Genomic DNA, 17,340 nt, shown 5'->3' with positions numbered 1-17,340 from the left:
GAGCAGGCAGGCAAAATGAGATTAATAATATAACCATTGCTGAAGAAAGAAGCTCCACAGGATTTACTCGAAATGGAATGACAATCTATTACACAGATGTCTATTTTGTAGGAGAAATCCCAACCATTCTAAGTGTCAATTACTACGATTCTTACCCTACTTACGGTTTTAATCCATCATTTCCACAATTTATTCAAGGAGAAGCTCCTCTAACAGATGTTCCTACTGGGGGAAAAAGTACCAAGGGACTTCCCGTAATGAACCTGGTGAAGAACATTGAGGATGACAACTGGACAAAGAGCTACACCTATTATGATACCAGAGGTAGGGCCATTGGAACCCATTCCATCAATCACTTGGGAGGATATACCAGGACTGAGTCTAAGCTGGACTTTGCTGGGGTTCCCAAAAATACGGTAACCCAACATCTAAGGAGAGCAGGTGAACCGGAGGTAACGGTAAAGGAGCGTTTTGAATATGATAATCAAAACAGACTTTTGAAGCACTATCATCAGGTGGATTACTGGCCTGAGCAGCTATTGGTAGAAAACTCCTACAATGAATTGTCCCAGCTTAAGAACAAGGTGGTTGGAAATAGTCTACAAAGCATTGACTATGCCTACAATATCAGGGGATGGATGACCGATATCAACCCGGGACAGATGTCATTATCTGATTTGGGAGGAAAACTATTTTCCTACAAGATCAAGTATAACCAAAAGAACGGAACCACCAACCCCGATACCACCCTTTTTGCAGGCAAGAATGTAAAGCCCATGTACAATGGAAACATTGCCGAGGTGGACTGGCGTGCCGTGGAATCTCTGGGAGCCAATCCTCCCCTGGAACCCAAGAGGTACGGTTATGCCTACGATGGGTTGAACAGGCTTACAGCCGGATACTACCAAAATCCCAACAACCCATGGAGCAAGGAGCACACGGAGGCAATAAACTATGACCTGAATGGAAACATTACCAATCTATATCGAACCTCTGCCATGAATGGGACCACAGCGGAGGTTATTGATGATCTGGTGTATAACTATGGTCCTCCGACAAGTCTTGGAAACCGTCTTTTGGATGTGAAAGATAATAGACATAACAAGGCCGGATATGAGGGCGGAGGAAACACTATTTCCTATGACTCCAACGGAAACATGATCAATATGCTGGATAAGCAGATCACAGGCATCAGCTACAACTTCCTGAACCTGCCTCGTATTTTGGATATAGGCTATGATCCTATCACCACCCAGGCAAAGACCAACTATAGTGCTGATGGGGTAAAGCTGAGAAAGGAGAACACGCAAACTTCAGTTGGAGTTGCTGGTACAAGCTGGACAAAGGAAATTACGGATTACCTTGATGGCTTTCAATACCTTAAAAGGGAAGTCACCAACTCAGGAGGTGGAAGTTCAGAGTCTTTTTCCAGAGAAACCGCGTTTGCATTAGAACAACAGGCATTCAGTATGGCGAGTCGTGTGGTTATCCCTCCAACAGGGGGTGATGGAGGCGGAATCATCAAGAATCCTCACAACCCTGAACTGCAGTTTTTTCCAACAGCAGAGGGCTTTTATGATTACCAGAAAAAGATGTATATTTACCAGTACAGGGATCATTTAGGAAATGTGAGGGTAAGCTTTGGAAAAAATAATATAGGTGCTCTGGAAATAACAGATGCCAACGACTATTATCCTTTTGGGATGAACCATTTGAAGACAGGGAATGCATTCTTTGGAGTAGGTAGTTATAAGAATTACAAGTACAATGGCAAGGAGCTTCAGGAGACAGGGATGTATGACTACGGCTGGAGAAGTTACATGCCTGACTTAGGAAGATGGACTCAAATAGATCCTTTAAGTGAAAAGGGACATAATTTTTCTCCTTACAATTATGCCATTAATAATCCGATAAGATTCATTGATCCAGATGGTTTATGGATTAGTATTACAGATGGAGATAATCAGTATAGATATTCTAATGGACAAACCCAACATCAAGTAAACGGAAAATGGGTAGCTATTGATAAAAATGTCACACTTTCTGACAATGTTATTGGAATTATTGCAGGTTTATCAACGTTAGAAAGTGGTGGAGATGCAGGAAAAGACTTAGTTTCTTATTTTGATAATGATAAACATGATGTCAATATTATGTATGATAAAGGAAATGCCGGAGATGCTGGAATAAATTCATTAGGTCCTATTAAAATAGACCCAAAAGCTAGTGCAAAAACTCCTACGACAAATGGATTTGTAGATTCTCCGTTTTTTGTAAGTCTTGGACATGAATTAGGACATAAAAGAGATGAAAATAAATTCTACCCAAAAGGAGGTTGGTTTGGGGTAAGCAGAGGTGAAATTTTTGCTTCGCATATAGAGAATATGATCCGTGCAGAAAATGGATTGCCCTTAAGGACTTCATATTCGACAAATCCTAAAGTTTTTGGGGGGTTAGATTCACAAACGGTTTTGATTGATTGTGCAGGGAGTAGTTTTTATTACAGATCTGCCAATACTCCTTTTGAATATAACGGACGTAACGGAAGCGAAGGAGAAGATAGAGCAAACGCTGCAAGATCAGTATATGGAATAGGAGCTTCATCAGTTTTAAAAGGAAGATATAATTATTATGATAATGTTAAGCGTACAAAAAAGAAATAGTTACAGCCATTTAATTAATTTTTTGGTTTTATTCTGCATACAATCCTGTTATGCTCAGAATCAACAAATCAAACCGTTTTTTGAAACGGAAAAGAAAAAATCTTATGAATATTGTATTAAAGAATCAGAAATTGATAAAATAAAAAATACGGATGATAATAAGGAAGTCATAAAATTGATGATTAGTGGTTGTAAAGATAGAGGGATTATCTTTGATAATTTCATAGATGGTACTAACACTTTATTGGCTTCATTACCGGACGAAAAAGGAGACTTTATTATTTTCAATTGGAAGAAATATGATATTTATATTCCTGCTCCTACGGTTAGTTTACTCCAAACCGATAAGACGCAAGTTGTAGAGTTTACTTATTATGATGAAGCAAGAAATGTATATGATATTCCTATGAAAAGAAAGGTTTATGAAGAAAAAGAAAGAAAATTTAAAAATGAACTTCAGTTTATTCAAGCTACATTAAATGGAGAGAAAATGGATGATAGTATATCTCGATACCAACGAAATGATTATTACGTCATCAAAAGGATTAAAGGAAAATATTTTTATTATACCATACTTAATGGAAAGTTAGAAACTAGATAGTTTGATTTGCAAGTAGATAAATAAGGAAACCACCGCAATTGCGGTGGTTTGCAATTAGAGAGATTATTAGGATAAGTTTCGGATACTGTTACGGGATTATTTTGGATGACACCTCCTAAAAAATAGTTTTAAATTAATACAAAAGAATATGAAAAAAAATATCAAAATAATATTTTTAATTTCGCTTATAGGTTTTATTTTTCTGTTTTTTTATTTTAATTCAGATAAAAAAAATATGTCTGATTTTTTTAAATCGGATGAAAAACTTTTTTTAAATGATTTTTCACCAATTGAAATGAATAAATATAAATACTTAGGAGAGATTGCAGATACAGTAAATCACATGTATCCTTATTTGAATTTTGGTAAAATATGTTTACCTCTTCTCGGTCAATGGAAAAATAAAATTAAAATAGGAGATTATGTTTCTAAAAAGAAAGATAGTTCAACATTATTTATTGAAAATAAAGAGACTAATTATTATCTACATCTAGATACCCTTGGTATAGGTAGTGCCCCATCCCCATGTAGATGTGAAAAATTAAGGAGATGAGTCGTCCTGAAAAAGTTGACTAGTTTTATTACTCAAATATAGTTAAATCAGAATAGGAAAATCCCTATTCTGATTTTGTCTTTTATGGATTTTTAATTCGCATTATTACCTATCTTGGAATATTATAAATCAAAGAAAAATGTATATTTACCAATACAATTATGCCACAATACATAGATTCATATTATCTAGTTGAAAGTAGAAAGTTAGAAGTTCTATGCAATTTTTTTGCAAAATATTTTCCATTGGGAGGTAAGGAATTAGCAACAGATTACCCTTTCCCTCAGTTTTCTAATCATCCTGAAAAAGTTTACTATTCTGTTAAGGAACTGCTTTTACACCTGGAAAATAATCCAGATTTTGAATATACTATTTACTTTGAAAATAAAGAAAGATCATCAGAAATTAAACAAATTACATTGCAATATACAGATGATGGGAAAATGATTTTTGGACTTTCTATGTATGGAAATGATCCGTCTTCCATAAAAAGTATTCAATTATTTAAGGAAATTAAAAGCTATTTAAATTCTAAGATGGCTTGTGTTACAATTGAAGAACCCCCTCCAATAAATTCCAATGAATTCATTAGTTTTTGTAATGAAAGATTTGTTCCTGATATTGAGTCAAAATTATAGAAAACATTTGACAGACAAATATTGATGATGATAACAGAAATAGAACAAGAAACTTTAGATATTGATTGGTTTTTTACAGATGGTAAATATATAGGATTTATGGCTTCTGGTGGCGGGAAATTACCCAACTCGGTAGCAGAATCTAAAGAAGAACATCAGGTATTAGTCAATTATTTTAGGAATTTACCTGAAGTATCGGATGTCTTAGTGAATCTTGAATTAGACAGTTTATTAATTAAGACATTCGGTTCAGGAGCTGATGAAAGATATTTAGAAAACTACATTTCTATGACGAAAAAAGGTCTTTATTCTTATGACAAAACAGTTTTAAGTAATTTTTTAGATCCTCATTATCATTTAGTAGCCATTCCTAAAGAACCATTGAAGTTAGAAAACCTTCCTCAGGACATATTAGATATTATTTCAAAAACTAGATTTCTAAATCATATTGAAAATTTCCTAGAAATAAATATATTGGAAATCAATTAAAGTAACAAAGTCACCAAAATCGGTGACTTTTGTTATTTTATAAACTACTTTTAAAAGATGATATAAGAACCCACAACGTGCATGAGGTTTACTTCCAAAACTATATTTCGTTAATCATTACAATAGCATCATTGGTATTCACAATTCTATGATTCTCCTCGCCAGTAGAAAGCGTTTTTTGAATAATAATATGATCAGGGTATGCCTGTACTGCAGCTAATATTCTCGGAATATCTCTAGCTGCGCACAAGGCAGAATCGCAACCTTTGGTCTCAAGTTCTTCAAGTAAACTTTTTAGACTCTGGCCTGGTCCTATGATGTAATCTCCCATCCCGACAAAACCTACTTTTTTGCCATCTTTTTCTAGAATATCGATGAAGTCTTTATTATTAGAATTTCCCAAAACCCTGAAATTCCCGGGGACCTGTACATATCCATCCCTAAGCAGAAAAGCATATGCGATATTAATTGTATGTGATTTTCCTGTGTCTACTGCTCCTGATAAAGCGATCACTTTCATATATTTTGATTTTTTGTACTTAAACTATTTTTACTCAATTATTTCTGTCGTTTTAAATAAAAGGGTTCTAAAGATACATCTATCTAGAGCATATTTTAAGAATATTTACAACAAGTTTAGGGATTGTAGAATGTATTGTATGATAACGATGAAATTGTTTTTAACATTAAAAATAAGTGATTGTATGTAACAAACAAAAGCCATGGATTGTTCTATTAAAAACAACCATAGAAATGAAGAGAACATTACTTTCAGCGATGATACTGTTGCCAATGGCCCTATTTTCTCAGACGGTGACCGGAAAAATTACTCAGGCTGGAAGTTCAGTTTCCTATGTTGAAGTGGTAGCAATAAAGGACCAAAAAAAGCAGACTGCCATTTCGGATGATAAAGGAAATTATACACTGAAGCTTTTTGAAAATGGGAATTACAATATAAAATTAATACAGGAGGGTATAGAAATATCCACTATGGATATTGTGGTAAATGGTGATATAAAGCAGGATTTCTTCATCGAGAGAAAAAATGAAAAACAGATTGAAGGCGTTACCCTTACTGCCAGAAAAAAACTAATCGAAAGAAAAGCAGACAGATTGGTTTTTAATGTGAGCAATTCCGTAGCCTCACAGGGAATGGATGGAGCAGACGCCCTTGCAACAACACCTTTGGTAAAGGTAGACGATAATGCAGGAGTCTCAATTGCCGGAAAAAGTGGAGTATCAGTAATGATTAACGAAAGAATTCTGAATCTCTCATCCACCGAACTTGTTACGTATCTTAAAAGCCTCAGATCAGAAAATATAGAAAAAATTGAAGTTATTACCACACCTCCGGCCAAGTATGAAGCACAAGGGAACAGTGGACTTATCAATATTGTTCTTAAGAAAAATCAAAACCTTGGATGGAGCGGAAGTTTGACAACAAGTCTTCAACAGCAGACCTATACCGCATTTTCAAACAGCGCAACAATCAATTATCAAAACGAAAAGTTGCGTTCTTCCCTAAAATTAAGACAAAATAAATACGAAAGACATTCCTTTGAAAACTATTGGATAGAAGGAGCAGAGGGACTTAAAAGTCATGATGACCGAAGAGATTTTGGAGATGGGCTTGGAGCTAACCTAAGTATTGATTATCAGTTGGGGAAAAAATCCAACATTGGATTTATTTATGACTATGGTCTTGGACATTCTAATATGGATATTGAGAATACTTCAGACTATTTTCAGAATAGAATATATACCAATACTTTATCTACCGATGCCGAACACAGAGGAAAAACCATTCAGCATACGGTCAGTGGATATTACGACCTTAAATTTGGAAAACAGGATAATAAACTAAGCATCACAGGAAATTATTTTTCCAATACCCCTAAGAATATCATTGATTTTACCACAACGGAAAACTCTGGGAATAGTTTTGTGGTAAAGTCCCCATCCATGGTAGATTATAAAATATATTCAGGGCAGGCAGACCTTACATTGCCTTATCAGCTTGCAAAGACAGAAGCAGGAGTGAAGTTTACTAATTTTGATAATAATTCAAGTATTTTCTATCAAAATCTGAATAATGGAAGTTATGTTCCAGACCCATTAAAGAGTAATGAGTTTGAATATAATGAGAAAAACTATGCTGCCTACATGAGTTTTGAAAAATCATTCAACGAAAAATGGTCCGCAAAAGCCGGACTTCGTTATGAATATTCTACAGTCAATGGAAACTCTCTAACATCCGGACAACAGACAGAAAACTCCTATGGAAAATTCTTTCCGACTGCTTATGTAGCTTATAAAAGTGACGAAAATAATACATTCAACCTGAACTATTCCAAAAGGATCGACAGACCGGGATTTCGGGCCATTAATCCGTATCGTTGGTATATCAATATTAATTCTTACTTCACCGGAAATCCTTTGTTGAAGCCGTCAATCAATCATAATTTTGAATTTTCACATGTTTATAAGGGAAAATTATCTACTTCTGTTTATTTCCAGAGAACACTGGATGCATTTGGTCAGGTAGTAAGCTTGTCCGGAGAAAGTAGAACCAGTACATTTTTCAATTTTTATAATCAGAATAATCTCGGCGTTACCCTGAATTATTCGGATACATTCCTGAGATTTTGGGAAGCGAACTACTCTGCAGATGTATCCTATATGAGTACTGAGGTTTTTGCGACCGATGCCTTATCTAAAAAAGGATATGGGTATGATTTTAATTTTCAGAATAACCTCTCCCTGAATAAAAGTAAAACGATTCAATTGATTCTTAACTATTGGTTCCGTTTGCCATCTAATTCCGGAAATGTGTATATGGATTTTGCCGGAAACTTTACCTCTGGCCTTAAAATAAGCCTCATGGAAAAAAATCTCCAGATCAATGCAACGGTATCTGATATCTTCAAACAAGCAAGAAGTATCGGAGAAATTTATTATTCCACAGGAACACATTCCTATAACAATTATTATGATACCAGAAGATTTACGTTGTCTGCAACCTACACCTTTGGAAATAGAAAAGTGAAAGAAGCCGGCAGAAATGTAAACTTTGATGAAAAATACAGGGCGAATTGATTCGTGAAATCAGACCTCGCCTTCAAAAAAGTTATTAAGATATTCCACCTTATGACTTTCATGCCTTGCAGTTCCCAGGTGCTTTTTCCATGCCTGGGACTCATGGTAAACAATTCCCATTTCCCATACACAATACGTTGGGAGGTGGGTTTTATTTCTATCCCATACCTCAAACTTACCTGTACCGTCATAGTAAACACTTTCCCATAATTCATTGTCACTGCGCCATGTGCAGACCAAAAGAAGATAGTTTTCACCACATCGATGCATGATGACAAATCCTAGATCATCAATGTTTTGGAAGTTTTCCTGTGCATTTTCAATACATATTTTAGCATGATGAATGTCCTGTGAAGAAACCTCAGCAGGATCTTTTGCCAGATCATACCATTTAAATCTTGTTTTTCCAACAGTGAAGATTCCTTTGGGAGAGGCGTATTTGGATGGATAAGCAGTGGTTTCCATAGATTTTGTTTTGGAGGTTGATCATAAGTCAGGATAAAAAATAGAATAAACAAAATTTTTAACGATCTGATTTATCACCTGATATTATAGATTTTATTGATTCTAAATTATCGAAAAAATCCGTAAATTTGTAAACAATTTATATTTATATGTTGACGAAAGAAAAGGTTCAAGATTTCCTTAAAGAAATAGAAGTAGACGATTTGGTGAATAATCTTCAGATAATGGGTAATGATGTTTATATTGACATGACTGCTCATTCGCCAGCAATGCACGAAAAGAAAAAACTGGAAGCTGCAATGAAACAGGCTTTTGCCAGTGAGTTTGGAGAAGACATTCATTTAAAACTTAAAATTTCTTCTCCGGAACCTAGTGAAATTCAGCAAAGTCAGATCAAGGGAAAACAAATTCCCGGAATTCAAAATATTATCGCTATTGCTTCCGGTAAAGGAGGAGTAGGGAAGTCTACCGTTTCTGCAAATATGGCAGTAACATTGGCTAAAATGGGCTTTAAAGTAGGATTATTGGATGCCGATATCTATGGTCCTTCAGTTCCTACCATGTTTGATACAGAAGGCGAAAAACCGGTTTCTGTAGAAGTAAACGGAAAGAGCCTGATGAAGCCTATTGAGAATTATGGTGTGAAAATGCTTTCAATAGGATATTTTTCGGGAGCAAACCAGGCAGTAGTTTGGAGAGGTCCAATGGCTTCAAAAGCACTGAATCAAATGATCAGAGATGCTGCATGGGGTGAATTGGATTTCCTATTAATAGATCTTCCTCCGGGTACAGGTGATATTCACTTGTCAATCATTCAGGAGGTACCTGTAACAGGTGCGGTGATCGTAAGTACGCCTCAGCATGTTGCTTTGGCAGACGTAAGAAAAGGGATTGCAATGTTCCAAATGGAAAGTATCAATATTCCGGTTCTTGGTTTAATCGAAAATATGGCGTATTTTACACCGGAAGAACTTCCTGAGAATAAATATTATATCTTTGGAAACCAGGGAGCACAATATCTTGCAGAAGATCTTGGAATTCCGGTATTAGGAGAAATTCCGTTGATCCAAAGTATCAGAGAAGCAGGAGATGTTGGAAGACCGGCTGCACTTCAGGAAGATTCTAAAATTTCAGAAATCTACACTGAAACTGCAAGAAAGATGGTAGAAAGTCTGGTAGAAAGAAATAAAAGTCTTCCACCAACTGAAGCAGTGAAGATCTCTACCATGGCAGGATGCTCACCAAAGGCAAAATAATAATAACTTTCAATCAAATTTGAAAAAACCGAATTGAACTGAAAAAATATGGAAACAAACATAACGCACGAAGATACAGTAACAAGAGTAATGGAGGCTTTAGAAAGCATCAGACCGTTTTTGAATAAAGACGGAGGTGATATAGAGCTTATTGACGTGAAAGATAATCAGGTTTTTGTAAAACTTCTGGGTAACTGTTCCGGATGCTCGTTAAATTTTTCAACCCTAAAGCTAGGTGTGGAAAATACAATTAAACAACATGCACCGGAAATTGAAAAGGTAGTAAACGTAGAATAATTATATCTGAGATATTTTTAAAGACAGGCTTTTATACAAGGCCTGTCTTTTTTGTTTTCTATAAAAAGAGCCTGATAACCAAAGTTACCAAGCCCTAAAACAATTAATCTGAAAAATATAACTATGAATTTTGAGCTCGGAATTTATTGTAGCTCTCTTCATTTTCAAAATAGGCCACTTCGCCCTCATCACTGATCATTACAATATAGGCATCCGCCTTATCCACTGTTTTTCCACTGTATGGATCAATAGCTTCTCGGGCAGTTTTATCCGTTGGAATCTTTTTTACACACATCTCACAGCAACCATAGTACATTTTGCCGTTGTGAGGAACTTCCATTTGTTTTTTACCCATATAAGCATTATTAACCATGCAGACTGTTTCATTCGGAACATGGCTGCCTTTTGCATACTGTCCGGAAGCTGTAGGTTGAGGTTTCTGTGTGGTCATAGGTTCCACATTTTTTATTGTCTCCTTTTCTTTATTACAAGCAAACAAAACGGTTGCACTGAAAAGAATGATCCATGTGTTTCTAAATACTGCTTTCATTATTGATATTATTTAATTAAACTTCCCTCTAAAATTTCTTCATTTCCTTTTTTAATGATCTGGTCTCCTTCTGACAATTCTCCGAACACCTCGATGGTATCATTCATGATTCTTCCCTTTTTGACAGGGATGAATTTTGCTTTTCCATTTTCTTTCTTGATGATATAAATTCCCATATTGCTTTCTACCACGGCAGATCTTGGAATGAAAAATGTTGCTTCGGTATTTTGTAAAGGAATCATAGATTCTGCAATCATAAATGGTTTTAATTCCTTAGAATGATTTGCGAAATCGGCCTCTATCTTCTCTGAACGCAGTTTAAGATCCAATGAACCCGATTTTCTGGAAATTCTGGCTTTAAAGCTTTTTTCAGGAATAGCATTTACTCTGAATGAAATGGTATCCCCCACATTGAGGTAAGGAACACTGGCCTCAGAAACAGATAAACTCAGTCGCAATTTTGATGTATTCTGAATAACCATGAGTGGAGTTCCGCTCATAGGCCCCACATAGGCTCCCAGATCTACATTTCGTTCCGTAATGACTCCACTAAAAGGAGCGCGGATCACCAGATAACGGTTGATATCCTGAAGTTCGTGATACGCTGATTTTGCTGCGTTAACCTGTGCCGCATCAGAAAGCTTTCGGGCTGTAATCTGGTCCAGCGCATCTTTTGCAATGGCACCCTTGGTCTCGTTGGCCCTATACATTCTTTCATAGCTTGCCTTTGTTGAGGTGTATATTGCTTCCTGTGCCTGCCATTTGGCTTTAGCATTGGCTGCCTGAGATTGTATTTCCGGAGCTTCTAAAACCATCAGAATCTGTCCCGCACTTACGTAGGTTCCAATATCTACATTAATCTTCTTTACATAACTCTGCACTTTAGCAAATAATGCTGTTTCTTGATCTGGAACCAGTTCTCCGGGAAGTTTAAGCTCAACTTTTGGATTACTTTTTTTTATGCTTACCGTTTCCATGTTGTTCATCATCATGGGCTTCATTTCTTGTTTGGGAGCTGCTTTTTCTTTACTGCAGGATGCTGGAATTACCATAAGAATCAGGATAGCGGCTGTATATAATATATTTTTCATTGAATGTAAAAATTATAAGTTGGAATTAGAATAATGGATGCTTTCTTCATCTTCAGGATCTAAAGACGGAGAAATGATGCTAGCGTTGTTTTGTATCCATCCGAAAACAAGCGGGAGAATAACCAGAACAGAGAACGTTGAGAAAATAAGCCCTCCGATTACGGCACGGCCCAGCGGTGAAACCTGATCTCCACCTTCCCCAAAGCCTATAGCCATGGGAAGCATCCCGGCAGCCATAGCCAATGTGGTCATAATGATTGGTCGGATACGGAGTTTTGCTGCTTCAATAGCAGACTCTAATGCATTTCCTGTTGATTTTCGGATGGTTTCTGCATTACTGATTAACAGAACAGCATTGGCAATGGAAACTCCAACGGACATGATTAATCCCATATACGACTGAAGATTCAAGGTAGAACCTGTAAGCTTTAATAATGTCAGTGATCCTACAATAACAAACGGTACCGTTGTTAAAATAACCAATGAAACACGGAAAGACTGAAAAGTAGCTGCCAGCATCAGAAAAATTACCGCTGCTGCAATGAGAAGTCCGGAAGAAAGACTGCTCATGGTTTCATCCAATACAGGAGCCATTCCGGAAACTTCAATATTTATTCCTTTCGGAAGTTCACCAAGAGATTCAATGGCTTTCTTTACATCCTTGGAAGCCTGTTCCAGATCCGTCTTATGGAGATTGGCTGTAACCGTGGTGTAACCCATTGTCCCCAGATTATAACTTTCTCCCAATTCCTTTGATGAAGTGATGGTGGCAACATCTCCCAAAACAGGCCTGTCAGAATTTTTAGATAACGGAATATTGGCCAATTCTTCTTTACTGTTCAGAATATTTTGTGGGGTTTGTACCTGTACATCATAGGCAATCCCCATCATTCCTCCTACCCAGAAGTTTTTATTGGTATAGCGGGTAGAAGCAGTGGCTGTCACTAAAGATTTAGCAATATCCTGAGCGTCCAGTCCCAATTGGGCCGCCTTTACCCTGTCAATATTAATCTGTAAACCAGGATAGTTCATCGATTGTGGGATTTGCTGATCTCGCATGTATTCAATTTCTTTGATCTTGGCTAAAAGCTTTTCTGCATACATACGGTTCATCTTTTTCATCATCCCTGAAATTCTTATTTCGACAGGATTATTCGTCCCTTGGCTAAGAATTTTTTCAGTTAATTCAATAGGTTCAAAAGAAATCTGAAGATCAGGCATTTTTTCCTTGTAATACGTTCGTAGTTCATCCTTTAATTCATCGGAATTACCATTAAATTCTTTAAGGGCAACCTGCATTAAAGCTTCATGAGGACCTGCATTATAAAGGTAGATTGGGCTTACAGCAAACGTAGATGGATGTTGCCCGATAAATACAGAAGAAATGGCAATATTGTCTTTTCCAACCTTATTTTTAAGATGTTCAAGAAATTTTTTAACCTTTATTTCTGTGACTTCAATACGGGTTCCTTCAGCAGCTTTTATACGAACTTGAAACTGACGTGAGTTTACGGTAGGTAATACATCTTTTCCGGTCACTTGATACAGCCCAAATCCAATGCCCAAAACAATGACGAGGCTAAGGCTTACAATAAGCTTTCTGCGTTTCATCAGAGAAGATAGAAATTCAGTGAAGCGGTCACGGAAACGGGTAAACCAATTTGGTTTGTGATTTTCACAGGTTTTAGGATCATGTTTCATCATCCAGTTCGCCATTACCGGTACAAAGGTTTGTGATAAAATAAAGGATACAATCATTGAAAAGCCTATCGCCATTGCCAAAGGCATAAATAACGATCCCGGAATACCACTCATCATAAATGCCGGAGCAAATACAGCGAGGATACAAAGCATGATTAATAACTTCGGAAAGGCAATTTCCTTACAGGCATCCCAAATAGCCTGTGCTCGGGTTTTCCCCATTGCAAAATGCTGGTGAATATTTTCAATGGTAACGGTACTTTCATCTACCAGAATTCCTATGGCAAGAGCAAGTCCGGATAAAGACATAATGTTAATCGATTGTCCGAATAATTTCAGAAATAATACCCCCGAAATAATGGAGATAGGAATTGTCATAATAACAATTAATGCAGCTCTGCGGTCATTAAGAAAAAGCATCACCATAAGTCCTGTCAGTAAAGCACCCAGAATTCCTTCAACAGCTAAGCTTTTCAGGGCACTTGAAATATAAACCGATTGATCAAATTCATAGGAAATCTGTACATCATCAGGCATATTTCTCTGAATCTTCGGCAATGATTCTTTCAGCTTATTAACGACTTCAAGAGTAGAAGCGTTGCTGGCTTTGGCAATATTGATGTACACAGAACGTTTTCCATCAATCAATGCATAGCCGGTGGCTACATCTGCTCCATCTTTTACGGTGGCTACATCCCGAACATAAACATTATCTGCTGTTCCTTTGAAAAGAGGAATGTCTCCAAGTTCTTCAACTTTTTTTACCGTATTGTTTGTAGGAGTAAGATAATTGGTTTCTCCTATATACACATTTCCTGATGGGGAAGTGATGTTATTCCTGCTTATAGCTTCTACCACCTGCTCAGGAGATAGATTATGTGCGCGCAGTTTAATTGGATTCACGTTGACTTCTATGGTACGCGGGCTTCCCCCAAACGGCGGAGCAGTAGTTAATCCAGGAATGGCAATCAGGAAAGGACGTGCATTGAAATTGGCGATATCCTGCAGCTCATTATTTGTTTTTGTATTGCTTCGGAAAACAAGTTGTCCTACCGGTTGTGAAGAGGAGTCAAAACGAATAATAAACGGAGGTGGTGCCCCAGGAGGTAAAAATACCTGCGAACGGGTAGAAAGTGCATTGATTTGTGCAATGGCTTCTCCCATATTAGTTCCCTCATAAAAATTGACTTTCATCAGGGTAAGTCCCTGGGTATTTTTAGATTCAATACTTTTTATTCCGTTGGTAAACAAAAGCATATTCACATACATTTTGGTGAAATATCCTTCCATCTGCTGAGGAGTATATCCATTAAAGGAATGGGCAACATACACTACAGGAAGATCCATCTCAGGGAGAATATCTACCTTGACTTCTTTGGCTGCCTTGATTCCGAAAAACAATAGCCCCAATACCAATACCATTACAGATATTGGTCTGCGTAATGCAAACTTTATAAGATTCATATGTAAATTTTTGGTTAGTGGGTAATTGCTTTTGTAATCACGGAGATATCTCCTTTGGATGCTGCAATGAGCACAACGGCCTGCCAAGAATTATTTTGAGCAATTTCATAATTAATCTCAGCACGGTTCAGAAGATACAAAGCCTGCGTAAAGTCTACAATCGTAGTTAATCCGTTTTCGTACAGGGCTTTTTGTTGATGAAAGGCATCGGTAGCAGCCTGAAGTTGTATTTTGGATTCAGCGACCTTTGTTACTGCATTTTTGTATTTCAATTCAGAAAGATTCTGTTGATTATGAAGTTCCTGCTGTAACTGCTGATAGTCAAAATCCAATGCTTTTGTCAGCAGTTTCTGCTCATTTACCCTGGAATTGTTTCTGTAAAAGTCAGTAAGGTTCCAACTAAGATTGAACCCCACAATATAATTCATTCGGTCTACTCCAATTCCTTTTAAATAAGAGGATGAGTAAGCAGAATTATCCTGAACATAATTGGATGCAAAACCGGATCCACGCCCCTGAAATGTACCAAAAAGAGAAATAGACGGTAGACTTGCAGTATGTAGATAAGCTTCCTGTTGTTTACTTTTATTAATTTTTTGAGCAACAAAAAGAGTGCTGGGATGGTTATCCAAAGACGAGGTTTCCTGAATTGAGTAAGGCGTATTCTTACTGAAATAATGATCTAATTGATAATCACTAAAATTTTCTGCCAGCAGGTCTGCCAGTTTTTTATTGTATTCCAGCACATGATCATTGGCATTGATGATCGCGGTTTGAGCGCTCGACATTTCTGCCTTTGCCAGAGAGGCATCTACTTCAGGAATCAATCCGCTGTTGGCTCTTACCTGAGCAATGGAATAAATGACTTCTGAACGTTTATGATTTTCGTGCTGTACATTTTCAAGACGCTGGCTTACCAAAAGATTAAAGTATGCAGCTGCGGCCTTTATCTGATGTTGAAATACCTCCTGTTTTAAGTCCGCTTTTTGTAGTTCTGTATCAGCTATTTCTACATTTTCTTTTGTGGAAAGCTTTCCAAAAGTGTAGACATTCCAATTGATATTGGCAAGATATAGACTCCCGAATCCTGCATTCCAGTTTTGCTCTGCCAAAGGCATGGAAGTAGAGGCAATTCCAGTTCCTCCCATATTGTACATGGGACCGTTTTGAGCATTGATTGTCCCAAAACTCTGCTGAGCCATTAGGGTAACTTCCGGAAGATAGTAGGTTTTTTGAAGTTGAAGCCTTTCATTGGAGGCTTGTATGTTGATTTCTTTTTTTTGAATGGACTGGTAATTTTTTTCGGCCCTTAGAAGTACATCCTCCAAGCTCGTGAATTGAGCAAAGGATAGGGCAGGGCAGCCCAGCCATAAGATGAGTGCTCTGAATGATAAATTCATAGAATATTTTTAGAATTAAAATTGAAAAATAGTTGTCCCCATCGGGATCAGAGTATGATTCAATGTATTCTAAATTCTATAAACGCAGTGAAGAATGAAAAGGGAGGGGTAATTGAGATGATATTTTGAGGGATCAAAATAGGAAGGGTGGTCTTCAGGATCAATAGCTATTGCCTGATCAAATAGGGTCCCCAGATTGTAATACGGAATGGATGCTGATAAAAACTTTACCGGAGAGTTTTTGTAAGAATGGGGAAGATTGTCTTCTTTACAGATTTTTTTTACTTCCAGCTTACAGCATTTGCCATGATTTTTTTCTTTGTTGGCACTGCATTTCGGGCAGTCCAGATCAGAAAGTTTTTTAAGGCCCAGATGTATTTCACTTGAGTTTCCTTTGCATACATGTCTGCTGGTAGTAAACCCTGAGGAAACCACGATGTAAAGGAGGATAAACAGTATGTGAAAGACTCTTTTCATTTCGCGGGATAAAATTAGAATGAATAAGAGTGAGTGTGTTATATAATTATGGCGGAAGTTTATATTTTTAAGGAAAAAGCTTCTTCAAAAAATGAAACGATAATGTATTTTAAAAATAAAGGCCTGAATGAATGATCCAAGCCTTGTTTTGATTGATTTTTTTTATTGTTTCACCACCTTATTTCCTACACCGGTAAGGGCGGTTTCTGGTTTTCCTGTTTTTGTTCCGGCTGTTTTATAATACACCGTGTTATCACCACCTTCTATGGCTACCTTATCTACTTTGTCAATGTATACTTTGTTTCCGGTTCCTGAAACGGAAATCTTTTTTGCATTTCCCTTGATGATTACGGTATTATCCCCTCCCGAAACCTCAACTGTTCCACCATTAAGAGTATAATTGAGCTTATGTCCAACACCTTCTACCTGTATTTTTTTGTTATCAGACTGTTCTACGCCTTTGGTAGATTCTGTTTTTCTGGATTGTGAAAAAGCTTTGCCTGTTCCTAGAAATAGAATGGCTAAAATAGCTGCCGTTTTAATATTTTTCATTTTGAATTTGGTTTTTGTTCGGGATAAATATAGATATAAAATAATTT

16 protein-coding genes are annotated in these 17,340 nt (G+C 36.8%); 8 read left to right on the top strand and 8 right to left on the bottom strand.

Annotated features, from left to right (window positions below; genetic code table 11):
- From C1638_RS05690 to C1638_RS05670, 5 genes are all read left to right on the top strand, one after another.
- Positions 1-2,663, top strand: a 2,663-nt coding sequence (locus tag C1638_RS05690; RefSeq protein WP_185140407.1) for an RHS repeat-associated core domain-containing protein, incomplete at its 5' end; no start/stop codon positions are given.
- On the top strand, positions 2,638-3,264 hold the full coding sequence (locus tag C1638_RS05685) for a hypothetical protein (protein WP_109618978.1): 627 nt from the start codon (positions 2,638-2,640) through the stop codon (positions 3,262-3,264). The genes C1638_RS05690 and C1638_RS05685, both read left to right, overlap by 26 nt.
- A 148-nt stretch (positions 3,265-3,412) precedes the next feature.
- Positions 3,413-3,817, top strand: coding sequence for a hypothetical protein (locus C1638_RS05680; RefSeq protein WP_109618977.1), 405 nt, complete (start codon positions 3,413-3,415; stop codon positions 3,815-3,817).
- A 161-nt stretch (positions 3,818-3,978) separates the two neighbouring features.
- Positions 3,979-4,455: a hypothetical protein gene (locus tag C1638_RS05675; protein ID WP_123838343.1), complete on the top strand. Its 477-nt coding sequence runs from the start codon at positions 3,979-3,981 to the stop codon at positions 4,453-4,455.
- Between the two features lie 24 nt (positions 4,456-4,479).
- The gene (locus C1638_RS05670; RefSeq protein ID WP_109618973.1) at positions 4,480-4,944 is read left to right on the top strand and encodes a hypothetical protein; all 465 of its coding nucleotides are present in this window, start codon (positions 4,480-4,482) and stop codon (positions 4,942-4,944) included.
- 100 nt (positions 4,945-5,044) lie between these two features.
- On the opposite strand, the gene C1638_RS05665 is transcribed toward C1638_RS05670, so the two are convergent.
- Complete coding sequence (locus tag C1638_RS05665) at positions 5,045-5,464, bottom strand: hypothetical protein (protein WP_109618971.1); 420 nt, start codon at positions 5,462-5,464, stop codon at positions 5,045-5,047.
- Between the two features lie 233 nt (positions 5,465-5,697).
- On the opposite strand from C1638_RS05665, the gene C1638_RS05660 reads away from it, so the two are divergent.
- Entirely contained in the window at positions 5,698-8,040 is a 2,343-nt protein-coding gene (locus tag C1638_RS05660; RefSeq protein ID WP_123838341.1) for a TonB-dependent receptor domain-containing protein, read from the top strand.
- 9 nt (positions 8,041-8,049) lie between these two features.
- Here the strand turns inward: C1638_RS05660 and C1638_RS05655 are convergent, their stop codons facing one another.
- Positions 8,050-8,505 carry a hypothetical protein gene (locus tag C1638_RS05655; RefSeq protein ID WP_109618967.1) on the bottom strand — a complete coding sequence of 152 codons (456 nt, stop codon included), beginning with the start codon at positions 8,503-8,505 and terminating at the stop codon, positions 8,050-8,052.
- A gap of 149 nt (positions 8,506-8,654) precedes the next feature.
- Between C1638_RS05655 and C1638_RS05650 the strand changes: the two genes are divergently transcribed.
- Together C1638_RS05650 and C1638_RS05645 are read left to right on the top strand one after the other, a co-directional pair.
- Complete coding sequence (locus C1638_RS05650; RefSeq protein WP_109618965.1) at positions 8,655-9,761, top strand: Mrp/NBP35 family ATP-binding protein; 1,107 nt, start codon at positions 8,655-8,657, stop codon at positions 9,759-9,761.
- Positions 9,762-9,809: 48 nt separating this feature from the next.
- Entirely contained in the window at positions 9,810-10,058 is a 249-nt protein-coding gene (locus tag C1638_RS05645) for a NifU family protein (protein ID WP_045500144.1), read from the top strand.
- 121 nt (positions 10,059-10,179) lie between these two features.
- On the opposite strand, the gene C1638_RS05640 is transcribed toward C1638_RS05645, so the two are convergent.
- From C1638_RS05640 to C1638_RS05615, 6 genes are all read right to left on the bottom strand, one after another.
- Positions 10,180-10,608 (bottom strand): hypothetical protein, encoded by a 429-nt coding sequence (locus C1638_RS05640; protein WP_109618963.1) that lies wholly within the window; start codon positions 10,606-10,608, stop codon positions 10,180-10,182.
- An 8-nt stretch (positions 10,609-10,616) separates the two neighbouring features.
- Positions 10,617-11,699 carry an efflux RND transporter periplasmic adaptor subunit gene (locus C1638_RS05635; protein WP_109618961.1) on the bottom strand — a complete coding sequence of 361 codons (1,083 nt, stop codon included), beginning with the start codon at positions 11,697-11,699 and terminating at the stop codon, positions 10,617-10,619.
- A gap of 12 nt (positions 11,700-11,711) precedes the next feature.
- Positions 11,712-14,864 carry an efflux RND transporter permease subunit gene (locus C1638_RS05630; RefSeq protein ID WP_109618959.1) on the bottom strand — a complete coding sequence of 1,051 codons (3,153 nt, stop codon included), beginning with the start codon at positions 14,862-14,864 and terminating at the stop codon, positions 11,712-11,714.
- A gap of 14 nt (positions 14,865-14,878) precedes the next feature.
- On the bottom strand, positions 14,879-16,264 hold the full coding sequence (locus tag C1638_RS05625) for a TolC family protein (protein ID WP_109618958.1): 1,386 nt from the start codon (positions 16,262-16,264) through the stop codon (positions 14,879-14,881).
- A gap of 69 nt (positions 16,265-16,333) precedes the next feature.
- Positions 16,334-16,741, bottom strand: coding sequence for an HYC_CC_PP family protein (locus C1638_RS05620; RefSeq protein WP_123838340.1), 408 nt, complete (start codon positions 16,739-16,741; stop codon positions 16,334-16,336).
- Positions 16,742-16,903: 162 nt separating this feature from the next.
- Positions 16,904-17,293, bottom strand: a complete 390-nt coding sequence (locus C1638_RS05615) for a DUF3060 domain-containing protein (protein ID WP_109618953.1) — start codon at positions 17,291-17,293, stop codon at positions 16,904-16,906.
- Positions 17,294-17,340: the final 47 nt, after the last annotated feature.

Origin of the sequence: Chryseobacterium oncorhynchi (genome assembly GCF_002899895.1) — a bacterium.
In the GTDB taxonomy this organism is placed as follows: Bacteria; Bacteroidota; Bacteroidia; order Flavobacteriales; family Weeksellaceae; genus Chryseobacterium; species Chryseobacterium oncorhynchi.
This window is presented reverse-complemented; position numbering and strand designations above follow the sequence as displayed.